Origin of the sequence: Bradyrhizobium sp., from assembly GCF_027307225.1 — a bacterium.
Classification (GTDB): Bacteria; Pseudomonadota; Alphaproteobacteria; order Rhizobiales; family Xanthobacteraceae; genus Bradyrhizobium.
The window spans coordinates 1-15,880 of sequence record NZ_DAHUXJ010000088.1 but is presented as its reverse complement, the minus strand read 5'-3'; the positions used below and the strand labels follow the sequence as shown (position 1 = coordinate 15,880).

Annotated in this window: 15 protein-coding genes and 1 pseudogene; 5 read left to right on the top strand and 11 right to left on the bottom strand. The window is 61.6% G+C overall.

Annotated elements, in window-relative coordinates; genetic code table 11:
• The 7 genes and pseudogenes from M6D32_RS15535 to M6D32_RS15505 form a co-directional block, all read right to left on the bottom strand.
• Window positions 1-106: helix-turn-helix domain-containing protein (locus tag M6D32_RS15535; RefSeq protein ID WP_298257695.1), on the bottom strand; the 106-nt coding region annotated here is incomplete at its 3' end.
• 133 nt (window positions 107-239) lie between these two features.
• Window positions 240-848 (bottom strand): annotated as a pseudogene (locus M6D32_RS15530) (fatty acid desaturase); the annotation flags it as partial.
• 57 nt (window positions 849-905) lie between these two features.
• Entirely contained in the window at window positions 906-2,129 is a 1,224-nt protein-coding gene (locus M6D32_RS15525) for a bifunctional alpha/beta hydrolase/OsmC family protein (protein ID WP_298257693.1), read from the bottom strand.
• Window positions 2,130-2,192: 63 nt separating this feature from the next.
• Window positions 2,193-3,515 carry an MFS transporter gene (locus M6D32_RS15520; protein ID WP_298257691.1) on the bottom strand — a complete coding sequence of 441 codons (1,323 nt, stop codon included), beginning with the start codon at window positions 3,513-3,515 and terminating at the stop codon, window positions 2,193-2,195.
• Between the two features lie 46 nt (window positions 3,516-3,561).
• On the bottom strand, window positions 3,562-4,755 hold the full coding sequence (locus M6D32_RS15515) for a cytochrome P450 (protein WP_298257689.1): 1,194 nt from the start codon (window positions 4,753-4,755) through the stop codon (window positions 3,562-3,564).
• 49 nt (window positions 4,756-4,804) lie between these two features.
• Complete coding sequence (locus tag M6D32_RS15510) at window positions 4,805-5,014, bottom strand: ferredoxin (RefSeq protein WP_298257687.1); 210 nt, start codon at window positions 5,012-5,014, stop codon at window positions 4,805-4,807.
• 126 nt (window positions 5,015-5,140) lie between these two features.
• Window positions 5,141-6,568 (bottom strand): amidase family protein, encoded by a 1,428-nt coding sequence (locus M6D32_RS15505; RefSeq protein ID WP_298257685.1) that lies wholly within the window; start codon window positions 6,566-6,568, stop codon window positions 5,141-5,143.
• Window positions 6,569-6,666: 98 nt separating this feature from the next.
• Between M6D32_RS15505 and M6D32_RS15500 the strand changes: the two genes are divergently transcribed.
• Window positions 6,667-7,509, top strand: a complete 843-nt coding sequence (locus M6D32_RS15500; RefSeq protein ID WP_298257683.1) for an alpha/beta hydrolase — start codon at window positions 6,667-6,669, stop codon at window positions 7,507-7,509.
• 88 nt (window positions 7,510-7,597) lie between these two features.
• Here M6D32_RS15500 and M6D32_RS15495 read toward each other — a convergent pair whose 3' ends face one another.
• A complete protein-coding gene (locus M6D32_RS15495; protein ID WP_298257681.1) occupies window positions 7,598-8,374 on the bottom strand; it encodes an SDR family oxidoreductase in 777 nt (258 codons plus the stop codon).
• A gap of 166 nt (window positions 8,375-8,540) precedes the next feature.
• Here M6D32_RS15495 and M6D32_RS15490 point away from each other — a divergent pair, with 166 nt between their 5' ends.
• Window positions 8,541-9,620, top strand: coding sequence for a tartrate dehydrogenase (locus M6D32_RS15490; RefSeq protein ID WP_298257679.1), 1,080 nt, complete (start codon window positions 8,541-8,543; stop codon window positions 9,618-9,620).
• A gap of 52 nt (window positions 9,621-9,672) precedes the next feature.
• On the opposite strand, the gene M6D32_RS15485 is transcribed toward M6D32_RS15490, so the two are convergent.
• The 3 genes from M6D32_RS15485 to M6D32_RS15475 all read right to left on the bottom strand — a co-directional run bounded on the left by M6D32_RS15485 (window position 9,673) and on the right by M6D32_RS15475 (window position 12,923).
• Entirely contained in the window at window positions 9,673-10,584 is a 912-nt protein-coding gene (locus M6D32_RS15485; RefSeq protein ID WP_298257677.1) for an NAD(P)-dependent oxidoreductase, read from the bottom strand.
• Window positions 10,585-10,620: 36 nt separating this feature from the next.
• Window positions 10,621-11,871: a Zn-dependent hydrolase gene (locus M6D32_RS15480; protein ID WP_298257675.1), complete on the bottom strand. Its 1,251-nt coding sequence runs from the start codon at window positions 11,869-11,871 to the stop codon at window positions 10,621-10,623.
• Between the two features lie 113 nt (window positions 11,872-11,984).
• Window positions 11,985-12,923, bottom strand: coding sequence for a LysR family transcriptional regulator (locus M6D32_RS15475; protein ID WP_298257673.1), 939 nt, complete (start codon window positions 12,921-12,923; stop codon window positions 11,985-11,987).
• Between the two features lie 113 nt (window positions 12,924-13,036).
• On the opposite strand from M6D32_RS15475, the gene M6D32_RS15470 reads away from it, so the two are divergent.
• The 3 genes from M6D32_RS15470 to M6D32_RS15460 all read left to right on the top strand — a co-directional run.
• Window positions 13,037-13,855, top strand: coding sequence for a putative hydro-lyase (locus tag M6D32_RS15470; RefSeq protein WP_298257670.1), 819 nt, complete (start codon window positions 13,037-13,039; stop codon window positions 13,853-13,855).
• Window positions 13,856-13,969: 114 nt separating this feature from the next.
• The gene (locus M6D32_RS15465; protein WP_298257668.1) at window positions 13,970-15,214 is read left to right on the top strand and encodes an ABC transporter substrate-binding protein; all 1,245 of its coding nucleotides are present in this window, start codon (window positions 13,970-13,972) and stop codon (window positions 15,212-15,214) included.
• 24 nt (window positions 15,215-15,238) lie between these two features.
• Window positions 15,239-15,880, top strand: a 642-nt coding sequence (locus M6D32_RS15460; RefSeq protein ID WP_298257666.1) for a branched-chain amino acid ABC transporter permease, incomplete at its 3' end; no start/stop codon positions are given.

Below are 15,880 nucleotides of genomic sequence, written 5' to 3'. Positions count from 1 at the left end.
CCGCGCGGAAGCGTCCGACCCATTTGGCGACCGTCTTCGGGGTGGTGTTGAACTGGCGCGCCGCGGCGGCCTTGCTCAACCCGCCCTCCACGACACATCGCACCATGGCCTCTCGACCTTTGGGCGTCAGGGGGGCATTCTTGTGGGTGTCCATTCGGTTCTCCGCGAATCGCTGGTGGTTTGGCGACTTCAGAGTTCCCGGTCAGGGCCGAATGGACAACCTCCTGAAAGCCCACAACTAGCCAGAACAAGGCAAACATCGCCGCATTGACAGCGAGGAAGCGCGCCATCTTGTCGGCGCCGCTGGCAACGAAGCTTTCATGCGACACTTCCTCGGCAGACCCAGTGCGGCGAAACAGTGACAAAAACAATGGCAGACGCTGCTTTACGAAGGTTTGGCCCGTAAGGTCCCGGATCGCCTTGCGCGCATAGCTCTCTCTGGTGATCGGAAACGGCGCCGAAAGCGAGAGATCGGGATCTTCAGGCTGCTGCGTAAATTTGTGATGCTGAAGATGATAGGAGCGATAGCCGGCGAGGTCCGCGCCGACCGGCACCGCGCACAGCCATTGTCCGACCCATTCGTTGATCGCCCGATTGGCGTGCAGGCCGCCATGGGCGGCTTCGTGCATCAGGATCGCCAGCCCAAGCTGCCGTGTGCCGACGATCATTACCGCAATCAACCACGTCAGCGGATTGGGCCAAATCGCAACCAATGCGATCGCGCCTATGATCGTGCCCCAGGCTTGCGCGACAAGCCACATCCCGCGCACCGAGCTACGCGAGGTCAGGTGATTCCATTCTTCCGGCGAGAAAATCGATTTGGGGTCGACGCGCGCCACGATGGGCATCAGCGGCTCCAGCGAAAACGCCTTTTCGGAGAAATCATACGCCTGCGCACGGGGGCGTCAATCCGCCGGGCGGCTCAGTATCCGGACTTCCGATGTCAGCGTGCGGTGCACGGGACACTTGTCGGCGATCTCCATCAGTTTCTTGCGTTGCTCGGCGTCGAGCGGACCTTCCATGGTGATGACCCGCTCGATCTGGTCGAGCATCCCGGCCTTGGTCTCGCACTCGGCGCAGTCTTCCGCATGAATCTTGGCGTGCCGGAGCGTCACCGTGGTTCGTTCCAGCGGCAGCGACTTGCGGTCGGCATAAAGCCGCATCGTCATTGACGTGCAGGCGCCGAGGCCGGCCAACAGGAAGTCATAGGGCGCAAGCCCGCTGTCGTCGCCATCGGAGGCGAGGGGTTCGTCCGCGAGCAATTGGTGCGAACCCACGGTGACGGTTTGCTGGAATTTGCCGTTGCGGGTCTCCCGCACGACGACCTCGCGAGGCGCTTCGCTTTCACCGGATTCCTTTTGGGATTTGTTGACGTCGAGGTAGCGTGAGACCCAGGCCGCGATGACGTCGGCGGCATAGTCGGAATCCCGGCGGTCGCTCAGCAAATGGTCGGCCCCGGAAAGCGACACAAAGCTCTTGGGGTGTTTGGCGGCGACGAAGATGCGGGTCGCGTTGTCGATGCCGACGGTATCGTCGGTCGGCGCATGCATCACGAGAAGCGCCTTGTGCAAGTTGGTGATGTGCCCCATCAGGCTATGCTCGGCGACATCATCGAGAAAGGCGCGCTTGATCGTAAAGGGACGTCCGGCGAGCGAGACCTGCGCCTCGCCATCTCTTCGGATTTTCTCGACCGAACCGGAAAACATGCCGGTGACGTGGGAGGGGTCCGATGGAGCACCGATGGTGACGATGGCCTTCGCCTCGGGAATCCGGTCAGCCGCGGCCAGTACCGCAGCGCCGCCAAGGCTGTGGCCGATCAGGAGCGCAGGCGCGGCATAGGTCTTGCGCAAGTGATCGGCGGCCTGCACGAGATCGGCGACGTTGGAGGAAAAGCTCGAATTGGCGAAGTCGCCCTCGCTCGACCCAAGACCTGTGAAATCAAACCGCAGTACTGCGATGCCCCTCGCGGCCAGAGCGACGGCGATCCGCTTGGCCGCCAATCCATCCTTGCCGCACGTGAAGCAATGGGCAAACAGCGCATAGGCGTGAGCTGGCCCGTCTGGCATGTCAAGGGTTGCGGCGAGCTGGTGGCCCTCCGAACCCTGAAATTGAAACCGTTCGGTGGGCATGGTTGTTTCCCTGCGTGGCGGGCGTCATCTTATCCAAGACCGGTGCGGCCTTGGAAAGTGCGTTCATTCGTGGCGATGCATCGCCGATTGATGCTTGGTATCTCGCATGGTCGCGTAAATGAGCAGCGACAGGAAGATGATGCCGGTGAGATAATAGTAGAACCACTCTTCGTGACCGAGGCTCTTGCAATAGAGCGCAACCGCCGGCGCGGTGCCGCCGAAGATCGAGACCGTGATCGAATAGGGGATGCCGACGCCCATCGCACGAATCTTGGTCGGAAACAGCTCCGCCTTCACGACCGCATTGATCGAAGTATAGCCGGCAACGAAGATCCAGGCGGCGCAGATCAGGAGGAAGGCCATCCACGGCGATTTGGTGGCCTTCAAGGTGGTCAGGATCGGAACGGTGGCGAGCGTTCCAACTACGCCGAAGAAGATCAGAACCGGCTTGCGGCCGATCCGGTCCGATATCGTGCCGTAGATCGGTTGCAGCAGGGTCGCAAAGACGAGCGAACCGAAGATCACGACGGTGGTTTGATCGGCAGTCAAACCAACCGACAATTTGACAAAGGTCTGCATGTAGGTGGTGAAGGTGTAAAAGGCCGCGGTGCCGCCCGCGGTCAGGCCTACCACCAGCAGGAGCTCGCGCGGGTATTGCAGCAGGCCGAGGATCGAACCGGTCGGCTTGACGGTCTTGCTGGCTTCCACGAAGGCGTCGGTCTCGTGCAGGCCGCGCCGCATCACCGCGGCGAAGATCGCAAGCAGCGCGCCGATGACGAACGGGATACGCCAGCCCCAGGCCTTCAATTCGTCAGGCGTGAGGAAAACCTTCTGCAACAGCAACAGGACGATGATGGCGGTGAGCTGCCCGCCGATCAGCGTGACATACTGGAAGCTCGAATAGAAGCCGCGGTGCTTGGCATCGGCGACCTCGCTGAGATAGGTCGCGCTGGCGCCGTATTCGCCGCCGAGGCTCAGCCCTTCGATGACGCGCGCCAAGGCGAGGATGGCGGGCGCGGCGAGGCCAATCGAGGCATAGGTCGGCGTGAGCGCGATGATCAGCGAGCCGAAGCACATGCAGACGACGGACAGCGTCAGCGACAGGCGACGGCCGAAATGGTCCGCGAGATAGCCGAACAGCCAGCCGCCCAGGGGACGCATCAGGAAGGTGGCGGCAAACAGCACCGCGGCGTTGAGCTGTTGCACCACCGGATCGCTGTTGGGGAAGAAGGCCGGTGCGAAATACAGCGCGAAAGCCGTGTAGGCGTAGAAATCATACCACTCGACCAGATTGCCGACGGAGCCGATGAAAATGGCTTTCACCCGGCGCTCGACGTCGTGAATGTCGAGATGATCGTCGCCCACGCCTGCAGCTTGCTCAGTCACGTTTTGAGTCCCCGAAAAATCGTTTTGAAAACGAAAGGAAGCCTGCTCAGGTTTTTCCGAACAGCATCGGAAGTTGCCGCGGCCCGCGCACGGTGCCTTCCGACCATGTGACCTTGCCGGCCGGATCGAGCCTGAAGTCGGGAATCCTCTTGAGCCATTCCTCGACCGCGACGGTCATTTCCATGCGCGCGAGGTTGGAGCCGATGCAGCGATGGATTCCGAGGCCGAACGCTGCGTGCGGGTTCTGTTTGCGGTCGATCACGACCTTGTCGGCATCGGGAAACACGGCTGGATCACGGTTGGCGGTGGGAAACGACAAGAGCAGCATGTTGCCGGGCTTGACCGGACAACCGCCGATCTCGGTCTCCTTTATCACCTCGCGTGCCATCGTCACCGGCGCGTAAGCCCGCAGGAACTCCTCGATCGCCGCCGGAAGCAACTCCGGCTGGGCGAGCAGGCGCTCGCGGTCGGCGGGCATTCTTGCGAGGTGCCAGAGCGAGGAGCCGATGGCGCTCCAGGTGGTGTCGATGCCGGCGATCAACAGCAGGCGCAAGGTACCTTGCACATGCATGTCCGACAGCGGCTGGCCGTCCTTGTCGCGCGCGTTCATCAGCGTCGTGATGAGGTCGTCGGTCGGCTCCTTCTTGCGGCGTTCGATATGGCCCGCGAAGTAGGCGATCATTTCCTGGACGGCCTTCATCAGCATGGCCTGTTCCTTGATGCCAAGTTCGAGGATTTCGTGAATCCACTTGATGAACCGGTCCCCGTCCGTTTCTGGAATGCCGAGCATATGGGCGATCGCCCGAACCGGGATATGCCGGCTGTAACGGGCAGCGGCATCGCATCCGCCGTCGTGGATGAAGCCATCGATCAGTTCGTTGCAGATGGCGCGGACCCGGGGCTCGAGTTTCTTGATCGCGTCCGGCGTGAAGGACGGCAGCAGCAACTGCTTCGCCGGTTTGTGTTGCGGCGGGTCGGAAGTGATCGGCGGCGCGGGAATCGTCTCGGGTCTAACGTCGCGCACGACGACGCGGCGTGAGGAAAAATGTTCGGTGTCGTAGGCGACCTGCTTCACAGCGTCGAAGGTGGTGGGCATGTAGCAGCCGAGAAAGCGTTCCGTGTGGACCACCGCACCTGCCGCGCGAAGCGTGTCCCAGATCGGATAGGGGTTTTCGGTCCAGCGCGGGTCGGTGTGGTCGAAGTCGTGAACCCAATCAGTAACGGGGGCATGATCGGACATGAGGCAGCTCCTCTGGATTGGGTAAAAATCGAACGACCCGGTGAACGGATTATTCCTCGATCACCTCGATCGCAATTTCAGGACAGTTGGACCGCGCGAGCCATGCTTTGTGTTCTAGACCCGCAGGCACCGTGCCGTCGCCGACCTCGTGGGCATTGCCGAACGTATCGAGCTCGAACAATTCAGGGGCGAGCGATTTGCAGCGGGCATGCCCCTGACATTTGTCCTGGTCGACGCGGACTCGCAGCTTTCCCGACATTCAGGCTTCTCCCACCGGCTGCGCCTTTTAGTTCGGCGCACGCGTTTCTTCTTTTGAATGTTGAGGATTATAGCGGGCTGTGCGCTGTTCACCAGCGCCCAAAGCAGAGATTTTCCGTACGAATATCTAATGCGATGCGTTTCTGGGGTCGATCGGGGTCGTGCCGCGGATGCCCAGAATGTCTTCCAGAACCCTGGCGCCGCCGAGAAGTGCGGCTTCGCCGCGTGATGGCGCTACCATCTGCAAACCCACCGGCAAGCCCGAAGCGGTAAATCCGCACGGGAGGGACAGCGCCGGGCAGCATGCCAGCGTGATGGCATAAACAATGCCAAGCCATTCGACATAGTTGTCGAACTTCTTGCCCGCGCATTCGCCGACATAGCGGTGTTCGATCGGGAAAGGCAGAACGATGGTCGCCGGCGTCAACAGCAGGTCGTAGTTTTCGAAGAACGCGAGCGTGCGGTTGGCCATTGCGAGGCGCTGGGCCTCCGCCCGCTCGAGCCGCTCCACCGAAAGTTTCAGACCTTCTTCGATATTCCAGATCACCTCTGGCTTGAGATGTTCGCGCTTCTCGCGCAACAGCGCGGCCTTGGAGATGGCAAAATCGAAAGCGCGCAGCACATGAAAACATTCATGGGCCTCGCGCAGGTCGGGATGGGCTTCCTCGACGATGACGCCGACCTCGGCGAAGCGAGATGCGGCCCTGCGCGTGATCGCGGCAACCTCGGGATCGACCGGCGTGATGCCGAGATCGGGTGAATAGGCGACGCGTTTCGGTCGTTTGCCGGAACGCGCGGCGGACAAGAAAGAAGTCGGCAGGCGTGGCAGCGATAGCGGATCGGCGGGATGCTCGCCGCTTATCGCGTCGAGGAACAGCGCGAGGTCCTCGACGTTGCGGGCCATCGGGCCTTGCACACCCAGGTTGCGGTCGATCTTGGCGGTAGGGGTGTGCGGAACGCGGCCAATGCTTGGGCGCAAGCCGACGATGCCGCAGAAGCTTGCGGGATTGCGCAGCGAGCCGCCCATATCGGACCCGTGCGCAAGCCATGCCATTCCCGTCGCCAGTGCAACGGCCGCGCCGCCGGAGGAGCCCGCGGCGGAGCGCGACAAGTCCCATGGATTGCGCGTCGGACCGAACACTTCATTGAAGGTGTTGGCGCCGGCGCCGAATTCCGGAGTGTTCGACTTGGCGTAAACCACGCCGCCGTTGCTTTCGAGCAGTTCGACCAGGATGTCGGAACTTGCAGGGACATGGTCCTTGTAGATTGGCGAGCCCTGGGTGGTGCGCACGCCCGCGACGTTGGTGAGGTCCTTGATCGGGACGGGAAGGCCGCCGAGCAGGCCACGTTCGCCTCGCGGCTTCTGCATCAGCGCCTTGGCGTGGTCACGGGCGCGGTCGAAGCACAGGGTCGGCAGCGCATTGGTCTTGCTGTCGACTTCGGCAATCCGCTTTTCCAGCGCATCCAGCAGGTCAAGCGGCGTAACGTCCCCGGAATTGAGCTGGTCGACGATCGCGCAAGCCGTTGACCGTATGAGTGCCTGATCTGACGGCATTGAATTTTCCCCGCGGCTCTTTTTGATGATGGATTGTGTAACCTCGCAAAGCGCCCTACGACAAGCAACAACGAAAGACAGAGGGTCGGAGAAAAAGCATGGCCACGCCATTTGATGTGCTTGATTGGCGCAAACTGAGCCGTGAGGCACTCGACAGTGGCCTCAACAATTCCGCGGCCGTGGACGGCAGCGCGGATACAATGGCGAGATGGGAAAAGCTTTCGGCCGACATGCGGGCGCGGCACAGCGCGCATCTGGATCTCCCATACGGTCCGCGCGAGCGCAACCGCGTCGACTTCCTGAAAGCTGCGCCGAATGCGCCGACGCTTCTTTTCATCCACGGCGGTTACTGGCAGACGCGATCGAAGGATGTCTTTACGCGGTTTGCGGAAGGCGCGATGGCGCACGGCATCAACGTCGCGCTGATCGGCTATACGCTGGCGCCCGATGCGACGCTCGAGGAGATCGTCGCGGAAATCCATGCCGGGATCGATTATCTGGCCGGGCGTTTGCCGGAACTCGGCGCCGACGCCAGCCGGCTCATCGCTTCCGGCTGGTCGGCCGGTGGGCATTTGACCGCCATGGCGATGCTGAACCCACACATCAAGGGCGGCATCGCGATCAGCGGAATCTACGATCTCGAGCCGATCCGCCACTCCTATCTCAACGACAAGCTTGGCCTTGATGAGGCGATGTCCAAACGCAATTCGCCGATGCTTCTGACGCATCCGGTCAAGCCGATGGCGCTGATAGTCGGCGGTGCGGAATTGCCGCTGCTACGAAAGCAGACCGCTGATTTCGCGAGCTATCGCGCCAGCCATGGTTTGCCGGTGACTTACGAGGAAATTCCCGGCGCGAACCATTTCACCATCATGGATGAAATGGCGTCGCCTGCGGGGCGGATCACCGCGATGATCCGCCAGGTGATGGAGCGGGTTTAGCATCCGTCATTCCGGAGCGATGCGAAGCATCGAGTCCGGAATCTCGAGGTTCCGGGCTCGCACTTTCGTGCGCCCCGGAACGACAATGCTACCCCCATCCCGCCGCGATGCCGCCGTCGACGGTGAAGATCACGCCAGAGGTGTAGGCCGAACGATCCGAGGCAAGGAATGCCATCAGATCGCCGATCTCCCGCGGATCCGCGGGACGGCCGAGCGGCAGACCCTTCTGAAATTCCTTGTAGCGGTTCTCGTCACCTAACTGGTTCTTGGCGCGGGTCTTTAGAAGCGTGACGTGGCGATCGGTGCCAACCGGACCCGGATTGATCCCGACCACGCGGATGTTGTCGGCGAGGCTCTTGCTGCCAAGCGCGCGGGTGAACGACATGATCGCGGCGTTGCCGGTAGAGCCGCAGATATAGTTGGCGTCGAATTTCTCGCCCGCGACGCCAATGTCGTTGACGATCACGCCGCCGCCGCGTGCTTTCATCTGGGCATAAATCGCGCGCGTGATGTTGATGTAGCCGAACACCTTCAGTTCCCATGCATGGCGCCAGGTCGGCTCGTCGATCTTGTCGATCGAACCGCCGGGAATGTCGCCGGCGTTGTTGACGAGAATGTCGATATTGGCGGCCTCCTTGACCAGGCGGGAGATGTCTTCCGGCTTGCGCAGGTCTGTCACGATGGTCGCGGCGTCGATCTGGTGCGCCGAGCGCAGACGCTCCGCGACAGCCTTGAGCTGGTCGCCATTGCGGGCGGCGAGCAGCAAATGCGCGCCTTCTTCGGCGAAGCTTTCGGCAGCGGCCGCGCCAATGCCCTTCGAGGCGCCGGTGATGAGGACGCGCTTACCGCGCAGATGAAGATCCATGGGATTGCTCGCTAAAAGGAGTATCTGAAAAGGTGAGGGATACTGTCACTTAGGCCGCCCCGGCTGAAGCGGTCAATCTTGCACTGCACCGTTGCGCGCGAACCAAGTTTGGTCCATTGCAATCTCCTCACGCAGCCCTTGGGCTGGCCCTCCAAGGATTTTCTCAATGAGCAACGCAAAAAAGACACACCGGATCGCGGTCATTCCCGGCGACGGGATCGGCAAGGAGGTGATGCCGGAGGGCATGCGCGTCATCGAGGCGGCGGCGAAAAAGCATGGCGTGACCGTGCATTTCGATCATTTCGATTTCGCTTCCTACGACTATTACGAAAAGCACGGCCAGATGATGCCGGACGACTGGAAGGAGAAGATCGGCAAGCACGACGCGATCTATTTCGGTGCGGTCGGCTGGCCTGCGAAAATTCCCGATCACATTTCCTTGTGGGGTTCGCTGATCAAATTCCGGCGAGAGTTCGATCAATACGCCAATCTTCGTCCCGTACGGCTGATGCCGGGCGTGCCGTCGCCGCTTGCCGGCCGAAAGCCTGGCGACATCGATTTCTGGGTGGTTCGCGAAAACACCGAAGGCGAATATTCCTCCGTCGGCGGGCGGATGTTCCCGGACACCGACCGCGAATTCGTCACCCAGCAGACGGTGATGTCGCGCATCGGCGTCGACCGCATTCTGAAGTTCGCGTTCGAGCTCGCGGCGTCGCGGCCGAAAATGCATCTAACTTCGGCGACGAAGTCCAACGGCATCTCGATCACCATGCCCTATTGGGACGAGCGCGTGGAGGCGATGGCGAAGAACTATCCCAAAGTGAAATGGGACAAGTTTCACATCGATATTCTGACCGCGAATTTCGTTTTGCATCCGGACTGGTTCGACGTCGTGGTCGGCTCGAACCTGTTCGGCGACATTCTCTCCGATCTGGGACCGGCCTGTACCGGCACCATCGGCATTGCGCCGTCGGGCAACATCAATCCGGAAGGGAACTACCCCAGCGTGTTCGAACCGGTTCACGGATCGGCGCCGGATATTGCCGGGCAGGGTATCGCCAACCCGATCGGCATGATCTGGTCAGGCGCGATGATGCTGGAGCATCTCGGCGAGAAGCAGGCCGCGCAAGCTATCGTGAGCGCCATCGAGCGCACGCTCGGCGAACGGACGCTTCGTACCCGCGATCTCGGCGGCAATGCCGATACCACGGCTTGCGGCAAGGCGGTCGCGGAAATGGTGGAGTAGGGAAATCGGCATCGTCGTCCCTGCGAAAGCAGGGACCCATAGCCACGATATCTTATCCGTTCGCAATCCTTCGAGAATGCTCCCACGCGGCGTGGATCAGGTTCTCGCTTGCCTCCGGCGTGCGGAATGCCGAATGCGCGGACAGCGTCACGTTCGGGATTTGGGTCAGCGGATGATCTGACGGCAGCGGTTCGATGTTGAACACGTCGAGCCCGGCGTGTCGGATGTGGCCCGATTTCAGCGCCTCGATCATCGCGGCTTCGTCGACCACCGCTCCGCGCGCGGTGTTGACGAGGATGACGCCCGGCTTCATGGCATTGATATGCGCGTGCGAAAGGAAGCCGCGGGTCTCGTCGTTGAGCAGAAGGTGCAGCGAGACGATGTTGCTTTGCGCGAGCAACCTATCGAGCGAAACGAATTCGACGCCCGAAAATTGCCTCAGCGACCGGTTCCAGGCGATCACTTTCATGCCGCTGCCAAGCGCGATGCGAGCGACTTCCGCGGCAATTCCGCCGAAGCCGATCAAGCCGAGCGTCTTGCCGGTCAGTTGCATGGCGTCTTCGCGCAGCCAGTTGCCGGCGCGCATCTCGCGGTCCATTTTTGCGATCCCGCGCGCGGCCGCCCACATCAGCGCGATGGCGCATTCGGCGACGGCCGTGTCCCCATAGCCCTTGATCAGATGGACGGTAATGCCGAGTTCGGTCAGCTCTTCCGGGTTCATGTAGCTGCGTGCGCCGGTACCCAAAAATACGACGTGCTTCAGTCCGTTGCAGCGCTTCGCAATGTCGGTCGGCAGCGCCGTGTGATCGATCACGACAATCTCGGCGCCATCCAGCAGGGCGGGCATGTCGTCTGACTTGATGTCGGCGTTGCGGTTGACCCGCACCGCGGGATCGCCGGATTTCCGTTGCCGCTCGAAAATATCCGCTAGCGACCCGTTGGCATCGACAAAAACCCCGCGCACGACAATCTCCCTCCAGCTCTTAATGCTCTGCCACGCTCACGAGGCGACTCCGGCGAGCGCCAAAACGGTGTGCATCAGTACGTTGGCGCCGGCGCTGCAATCGACCTGCGTTGCATCTTCGAGTTCGTTGTGACTGACGCCGTCCTTGCAGGGCACGAAAACCATGGCGGCCGGAATCTTCGTATTGAGATTGCAGGCGTCGTGGCCCGCGCCCGAGGTGATCCGGCGATGGGAGAAGCCGAGTTTTTTTGCGGCCTCTTCCACGGCGTTGACCAGCTTCTGATCGAAATGCGTCGGCGGCTTGCGCCAGACCAAATCGAGCTCTACATCGACCTTTCGGCGCGTCGAGATCTCCTTGATCGCGGCACGCAAACCAGCATCGAGGGCGTCCAAGATCGCGGTATCCGCGCTACGGCAATCGACGGTGAAAGCGATCTCACCGGGAATGACGTTACGCGAGGGGTTGGCAATCACCGCTTCGCCGATGGTGCCGACCGCCTTGGGGCCGTGCTGCCTCGCGGTGGATTCCATCGCCAGAACGATCTCGGACAATGTCGCGAGCGCGTCGCGCCGAAGCGGCATCGGCGTCGTGCCGGCATGGCTTTCGAAGCCGGTGATCCTGCCGTCGTACCACAAGACGCCCTGGCCGGAATCGACCACACCAATGGTCTTGCCTTCCGCCTCCAGGATCGGCCCTTGTTCGATGTGCAGTTCGACAAAGCCGGACAGCTTCTGAAAGCCGACCGGCTTGTCGCCGTGATAGCCGATGCCATCGAGCGCCTCCGCAACGGAAACGCCATCGGCATCCTTGCGCGCCAGGATATCGTCGGTGGTGAAATCGCCGACATAGGCGGCAGAGGCCATCATCGCCGGAGCAAAGCGCGAGCCTTCCTCGTTGGTCCAGTTGACCACGCAGATCGGGATTTCAGTCTCGATCCCGGCGTCGTTGAGCGTACGGACGACTTCGAGCGCGGCCAGCGTACCGAGCACGCCGTCGAATTTGCCGCCGGTCGGCTGCGTATCGAGGTGCGAACCGAGCCCGATCGGCGGCTTCGACATGTCGCGGCCCTTGCGCAGCGCGAACATCGAGCCGAGCGCATCGACATGCACTTCGAGGCCCGCGGCCTCGCATTCCCTGCGAAACCAGTCGCGCACCTGTTTGTCCTCGGGCCCGAGCGTCAGGCGTCGCACGCCGCCCTTGGGGGTGGCACCGAATTTCGCGGTTTCGTGGATCGTCCCCCAGAGTCTGGCGGAATCGATTTGCAGGTTCGATGCGACGGGGCTCATGACGTTTGTCCGGGAATGATGGCGCGCCATTTGATGATGCGCTAGTGGATTTGATATTCGCTACCCAACTGCCGCAAGCTCGCGAAAGTGCCCGCTGCGAAGGGATGCGAATGTTAGGATTGGACCACTAGCCGTGGCGCGTCAACGGCAGGGGCATCCACAATCGCGGTGCCACCTTGCGCGATCTTGGCGGCAAGGTCGGCGACACGCTCGACGGCGAGCGTGTCCGGCGATTCCAGCCAGCACGCTGAGAACGTCAATGGCGGTATTTTCAGGTCAGTCGACAGCAGCTGCAGCTGGCCGCTTGCCAGTTCGTTCTCGACGATCGCGGTCGGAATCACGGCGATGCCTAACCCTTCGACCGCCATGTGGATTACCGTTGCGAGCGAGGCGCTGGCATGCAAGCGGATCGGCGGCAGCCCCGGCCGATTGAACAGCGAGCGTACGATCTCATAGGGTTGCGACCTGCGCGGAAAGGTGATGATCGGAAACTTCGCGAGATCCTGGACCTTCAGCTCCCCGTTGCCGAGGCCGAGCGAGGGGCTGGCTAGTACTCCGACGGAATAATCGCGCAGCACGCGGTTGCGAACGCCGGAGGCGGACAGTGGCCCGACCAGAAAGGCGAGGTCGATTTCCTGCCCCAGCAGGCGAGCGCTCAAATCCGGGGTGATGTCGACCTCGATCTCCAGTGACAGATTGGGATGCGCCGTGTTGACGCTCTTGATCAGCTGCGGCAGCCAGGTGTGCACGATGGTTTCGGCGACCCCAAGCCGCAGCACGCCGCGCATGGCGGAGCGGTCACCGACTTCCGCCATCATTTCCGTGCGCAGTGAGATCAGCCTCTCGGCATAGAGCATCAGTTGCCGGCCGCTCGGCGTCGGCGAGATGACGCGGTGGTCCCGGTTCAAGAGCTTCACGCCCAATTCGCGCTCGAGCTGGGCAATCCGTTGCGAGATCGCGGGCTGGGTGGTGTTAAGGCGCTGACCGGCGCCGCGGAAACTGCCCAGCGTTACGACCCAGAGGAACGTCTCTATCGACTTGAAATCGACCATTTGGTCGGCCCGGTTTCGATAAGATAGATTTATTAAATCTGATTAGAAAGTAAGATTAGACATTATAGTACGTGTAGGTTTCACTGATGTCGAGGTCAAAGGCAGGCGACGTCATGAGTATTTCCGCGGCACTTCAGCCTCTCCGAAACGACGATGGTCTACTACCGAGCCGGCAGGCGAGGCTCGCCTACCGGGGCGGAATGGCAGGGTCTACCGCCGGCGTCGCCAACGGCTTTGTCCAGGGAAACCTGGCAATCTTGCCCGAGAAGTTCGCAGCGTCGTTTCATCGCTTCTGTCAGCTCAACCCCAAGCCATGCCCGATCATCGGCATGTCTGATGTCGGCGACCCGCGGATTCCTTCTCTCGGTCTCGATCTCGATATCCGCACCGATGTGCCGCGCTACCGGGTCTGGCGCGACGGCGAGGTGGTCGAGGAGCCGACCGATGTCATGGCGCATTGGCGCGACGATCTCGTCGCCTTCGTGCTCGGCTGCTCGTTCTCGTTCGAAGAGGCGCTGATGGCGGAGGGTCTGCCGATCCGTCACATCGAGCGCGACGTTCGCGTGCCGATGTACCGGACCAATATCGAATGCGCATCTGCGGGGCCGTTTGCGGGCCCCATGGTGGTATCGATGCGCCCCTACAAGCCGGCGCAGGCGATCCGTGCCGTGCAGATCACGTCACGTTTTCCCTCGGTGCATGGCGCACCGGTTCATCTCGGCCACCCGCATTCGATCGGCATCGCCGATATCAACAAGCCGGACTACGGCGATGCGGTCCCGGTCGAGCTCGACGAAATTCCGGTTTTCTGGGCCTGCGGCGTCACACCGCAGGCGGTGATTGCCGCGGCGAAAGTGCCGTTCGCGATCACGCATGCGCCAGGCCTGATGCTGGTGACGGATTTACGGAACAAGGACCTTGCGGTGCTGTAAACGAGTTTGCGGCAAGGGATGGCGAATGTTCAAATCCGCTTCACCAGAGCTGTTCTTTGAGGCTTTACCGTCAGACGTTTCACCGATAGCTGCCGACAGATGAGGATCTTGGAAATGAGTATCTCCCGCCGTGACGTATTGTTAGCCACCGCGAGCGCCGCATTGTTGCCGGTTGCCGCACGTGCGCAGACTTCCGAAGTGGTAATCGGCGCGATCTATCCGCTGTCCGGCGCCAGTGCCCAGATCGGTGTCGATGCGAAAAAGGCCTTTGAGACCGCGGCCGAGATCATCAACAAGAACTATGATTTCGACCTCCCGCTGGCGCGCGGCGAGGGGCTACCCGGGCTTGGCGGCGCCAAGATCCGCCTCGTCTTCGCCGATCACCAGGCCGATCCGCAGAAGGGCCGTGCCGAAGCTGAACGCCTGATCACCCAGGACAAGGTCTGCGCGGTGATCGGCACCTATCAAAGCGCCGTCGCCGTGACCGTCAGTCAGGTGTGCGAGCGCTACCAGATTCCATTTCTCTCGGCCGACAATTCGTCACCAAGCCTGCATCGCCGCGGCCTGAAGTTCTATTTCCGCGCCTCGCCGCATGACGAGATGTATTCCAAGGCGATGTTCGACTTCTTCGACGCCATGAAGAAGAAGGGCACCAAGATCGAAACACTCTCGCTGTTCCACGAGGATACGATTTTCGGCACCGATTCCGGCAATGCCCAGACAAAACTGGCTGCCGAACGCGGCTACAAGATTGTCTCGGACATCAAGTATCGCGCCAACTCGCCGTCGCTGTCGGTGGAAGTCCAGCAGCTCAAGGCGGCGAATGCCGACGTTCTGATGCCATCGAGTTACACCACCGACGGCATTCTGCTGGTGAAGACCATGGGCGAACTCGGCTACAAGCCGCCGGCCATCGTCGCCCAGGACGCGGGCTTCTCCGAAAAGGCACTCTATGATGCGGTTGGCGACAAGCTGGAGGGCGTGATTTCGCGCGGCACCTTCTCGCTCGATCTTGCTGCCAAACGGCCGATGGTCGGCAAGATCAACGCGATGTTCAAGGAAAAGTCCGGCAAGGATCTCAACGACTATTCGTCGCGCCAGTTCATGGCTCTGATCCTGATGGCGGATGCCATCAACCGTGCCAAGTCGACCGACGGCGAAAAGATTCGCGAAGCGCTGGCTGCGACCGATATTCCGGGTGAACAGACCATCATGCCGTGGAAGCGCGTAAAATATGACGCGATGGGTCAGAACAACGATGCCGATCCGGTATTGCTGCAATATGTCGGGGGCAAGTTCGCTACGATCTTCCCGCCCCAGGCAGCGGTCGCGGAAGCCATCTGGCCGATGCCCAAGTAGGCAAGCGGCACGACGGGAGAAGCCGTGACAGCCGAGACCATCATCCAGAGCCTGGCGAGCGGCCTCCTGATGGGGCTGCTCTACGGCTTGATCGCCGCAGGCCTGGCGCTGATCTTCGGCCTGATGGACGTCGTGAACTTCGCACATGGCGAGCTGTTGATGCTCGCAATGTACGCCACCTTCGCGGCCTGGCTGGCAACCGGGCTGGACCCATTGCTGCTGCTGATCCCCGTCGCACTCGCGCTGTTCGCATTGGGCGTGGCGATCTACCATCTGCTGATGGCGCGCGCCCTGTCGGTGCGCTTCAACCGCGGCATGGTTCAGATCTTCGTCACCTTCGGCCTCGCCATCCTGCTGCGCGGCGCCGCGCAGTTCACCTTCGGCAGCGACTTCAAGAGCGTCAGCACTTCCGTACTTGCCGGCAAGACACTTGACCTTGCCGGAATCTTCGTCCCCGTGCCTCAGCTCGCTGCCGGCATCGTCAGCCTGCTCGCGTTCGGCCTGTTGCTGCTGATCAGCCGCACCGAATTCGGTCGCGCGCTGGAGGCGACACGCGAGGACCGCGAAGCGGTTGCACTGATCGGCATCGACCGCGACCGCATCTTCGCACTCGGCTGGGGCCTCGGTGCTGCGGCTGTGGGGATCGCCGGCGTCATGCTCGCCACC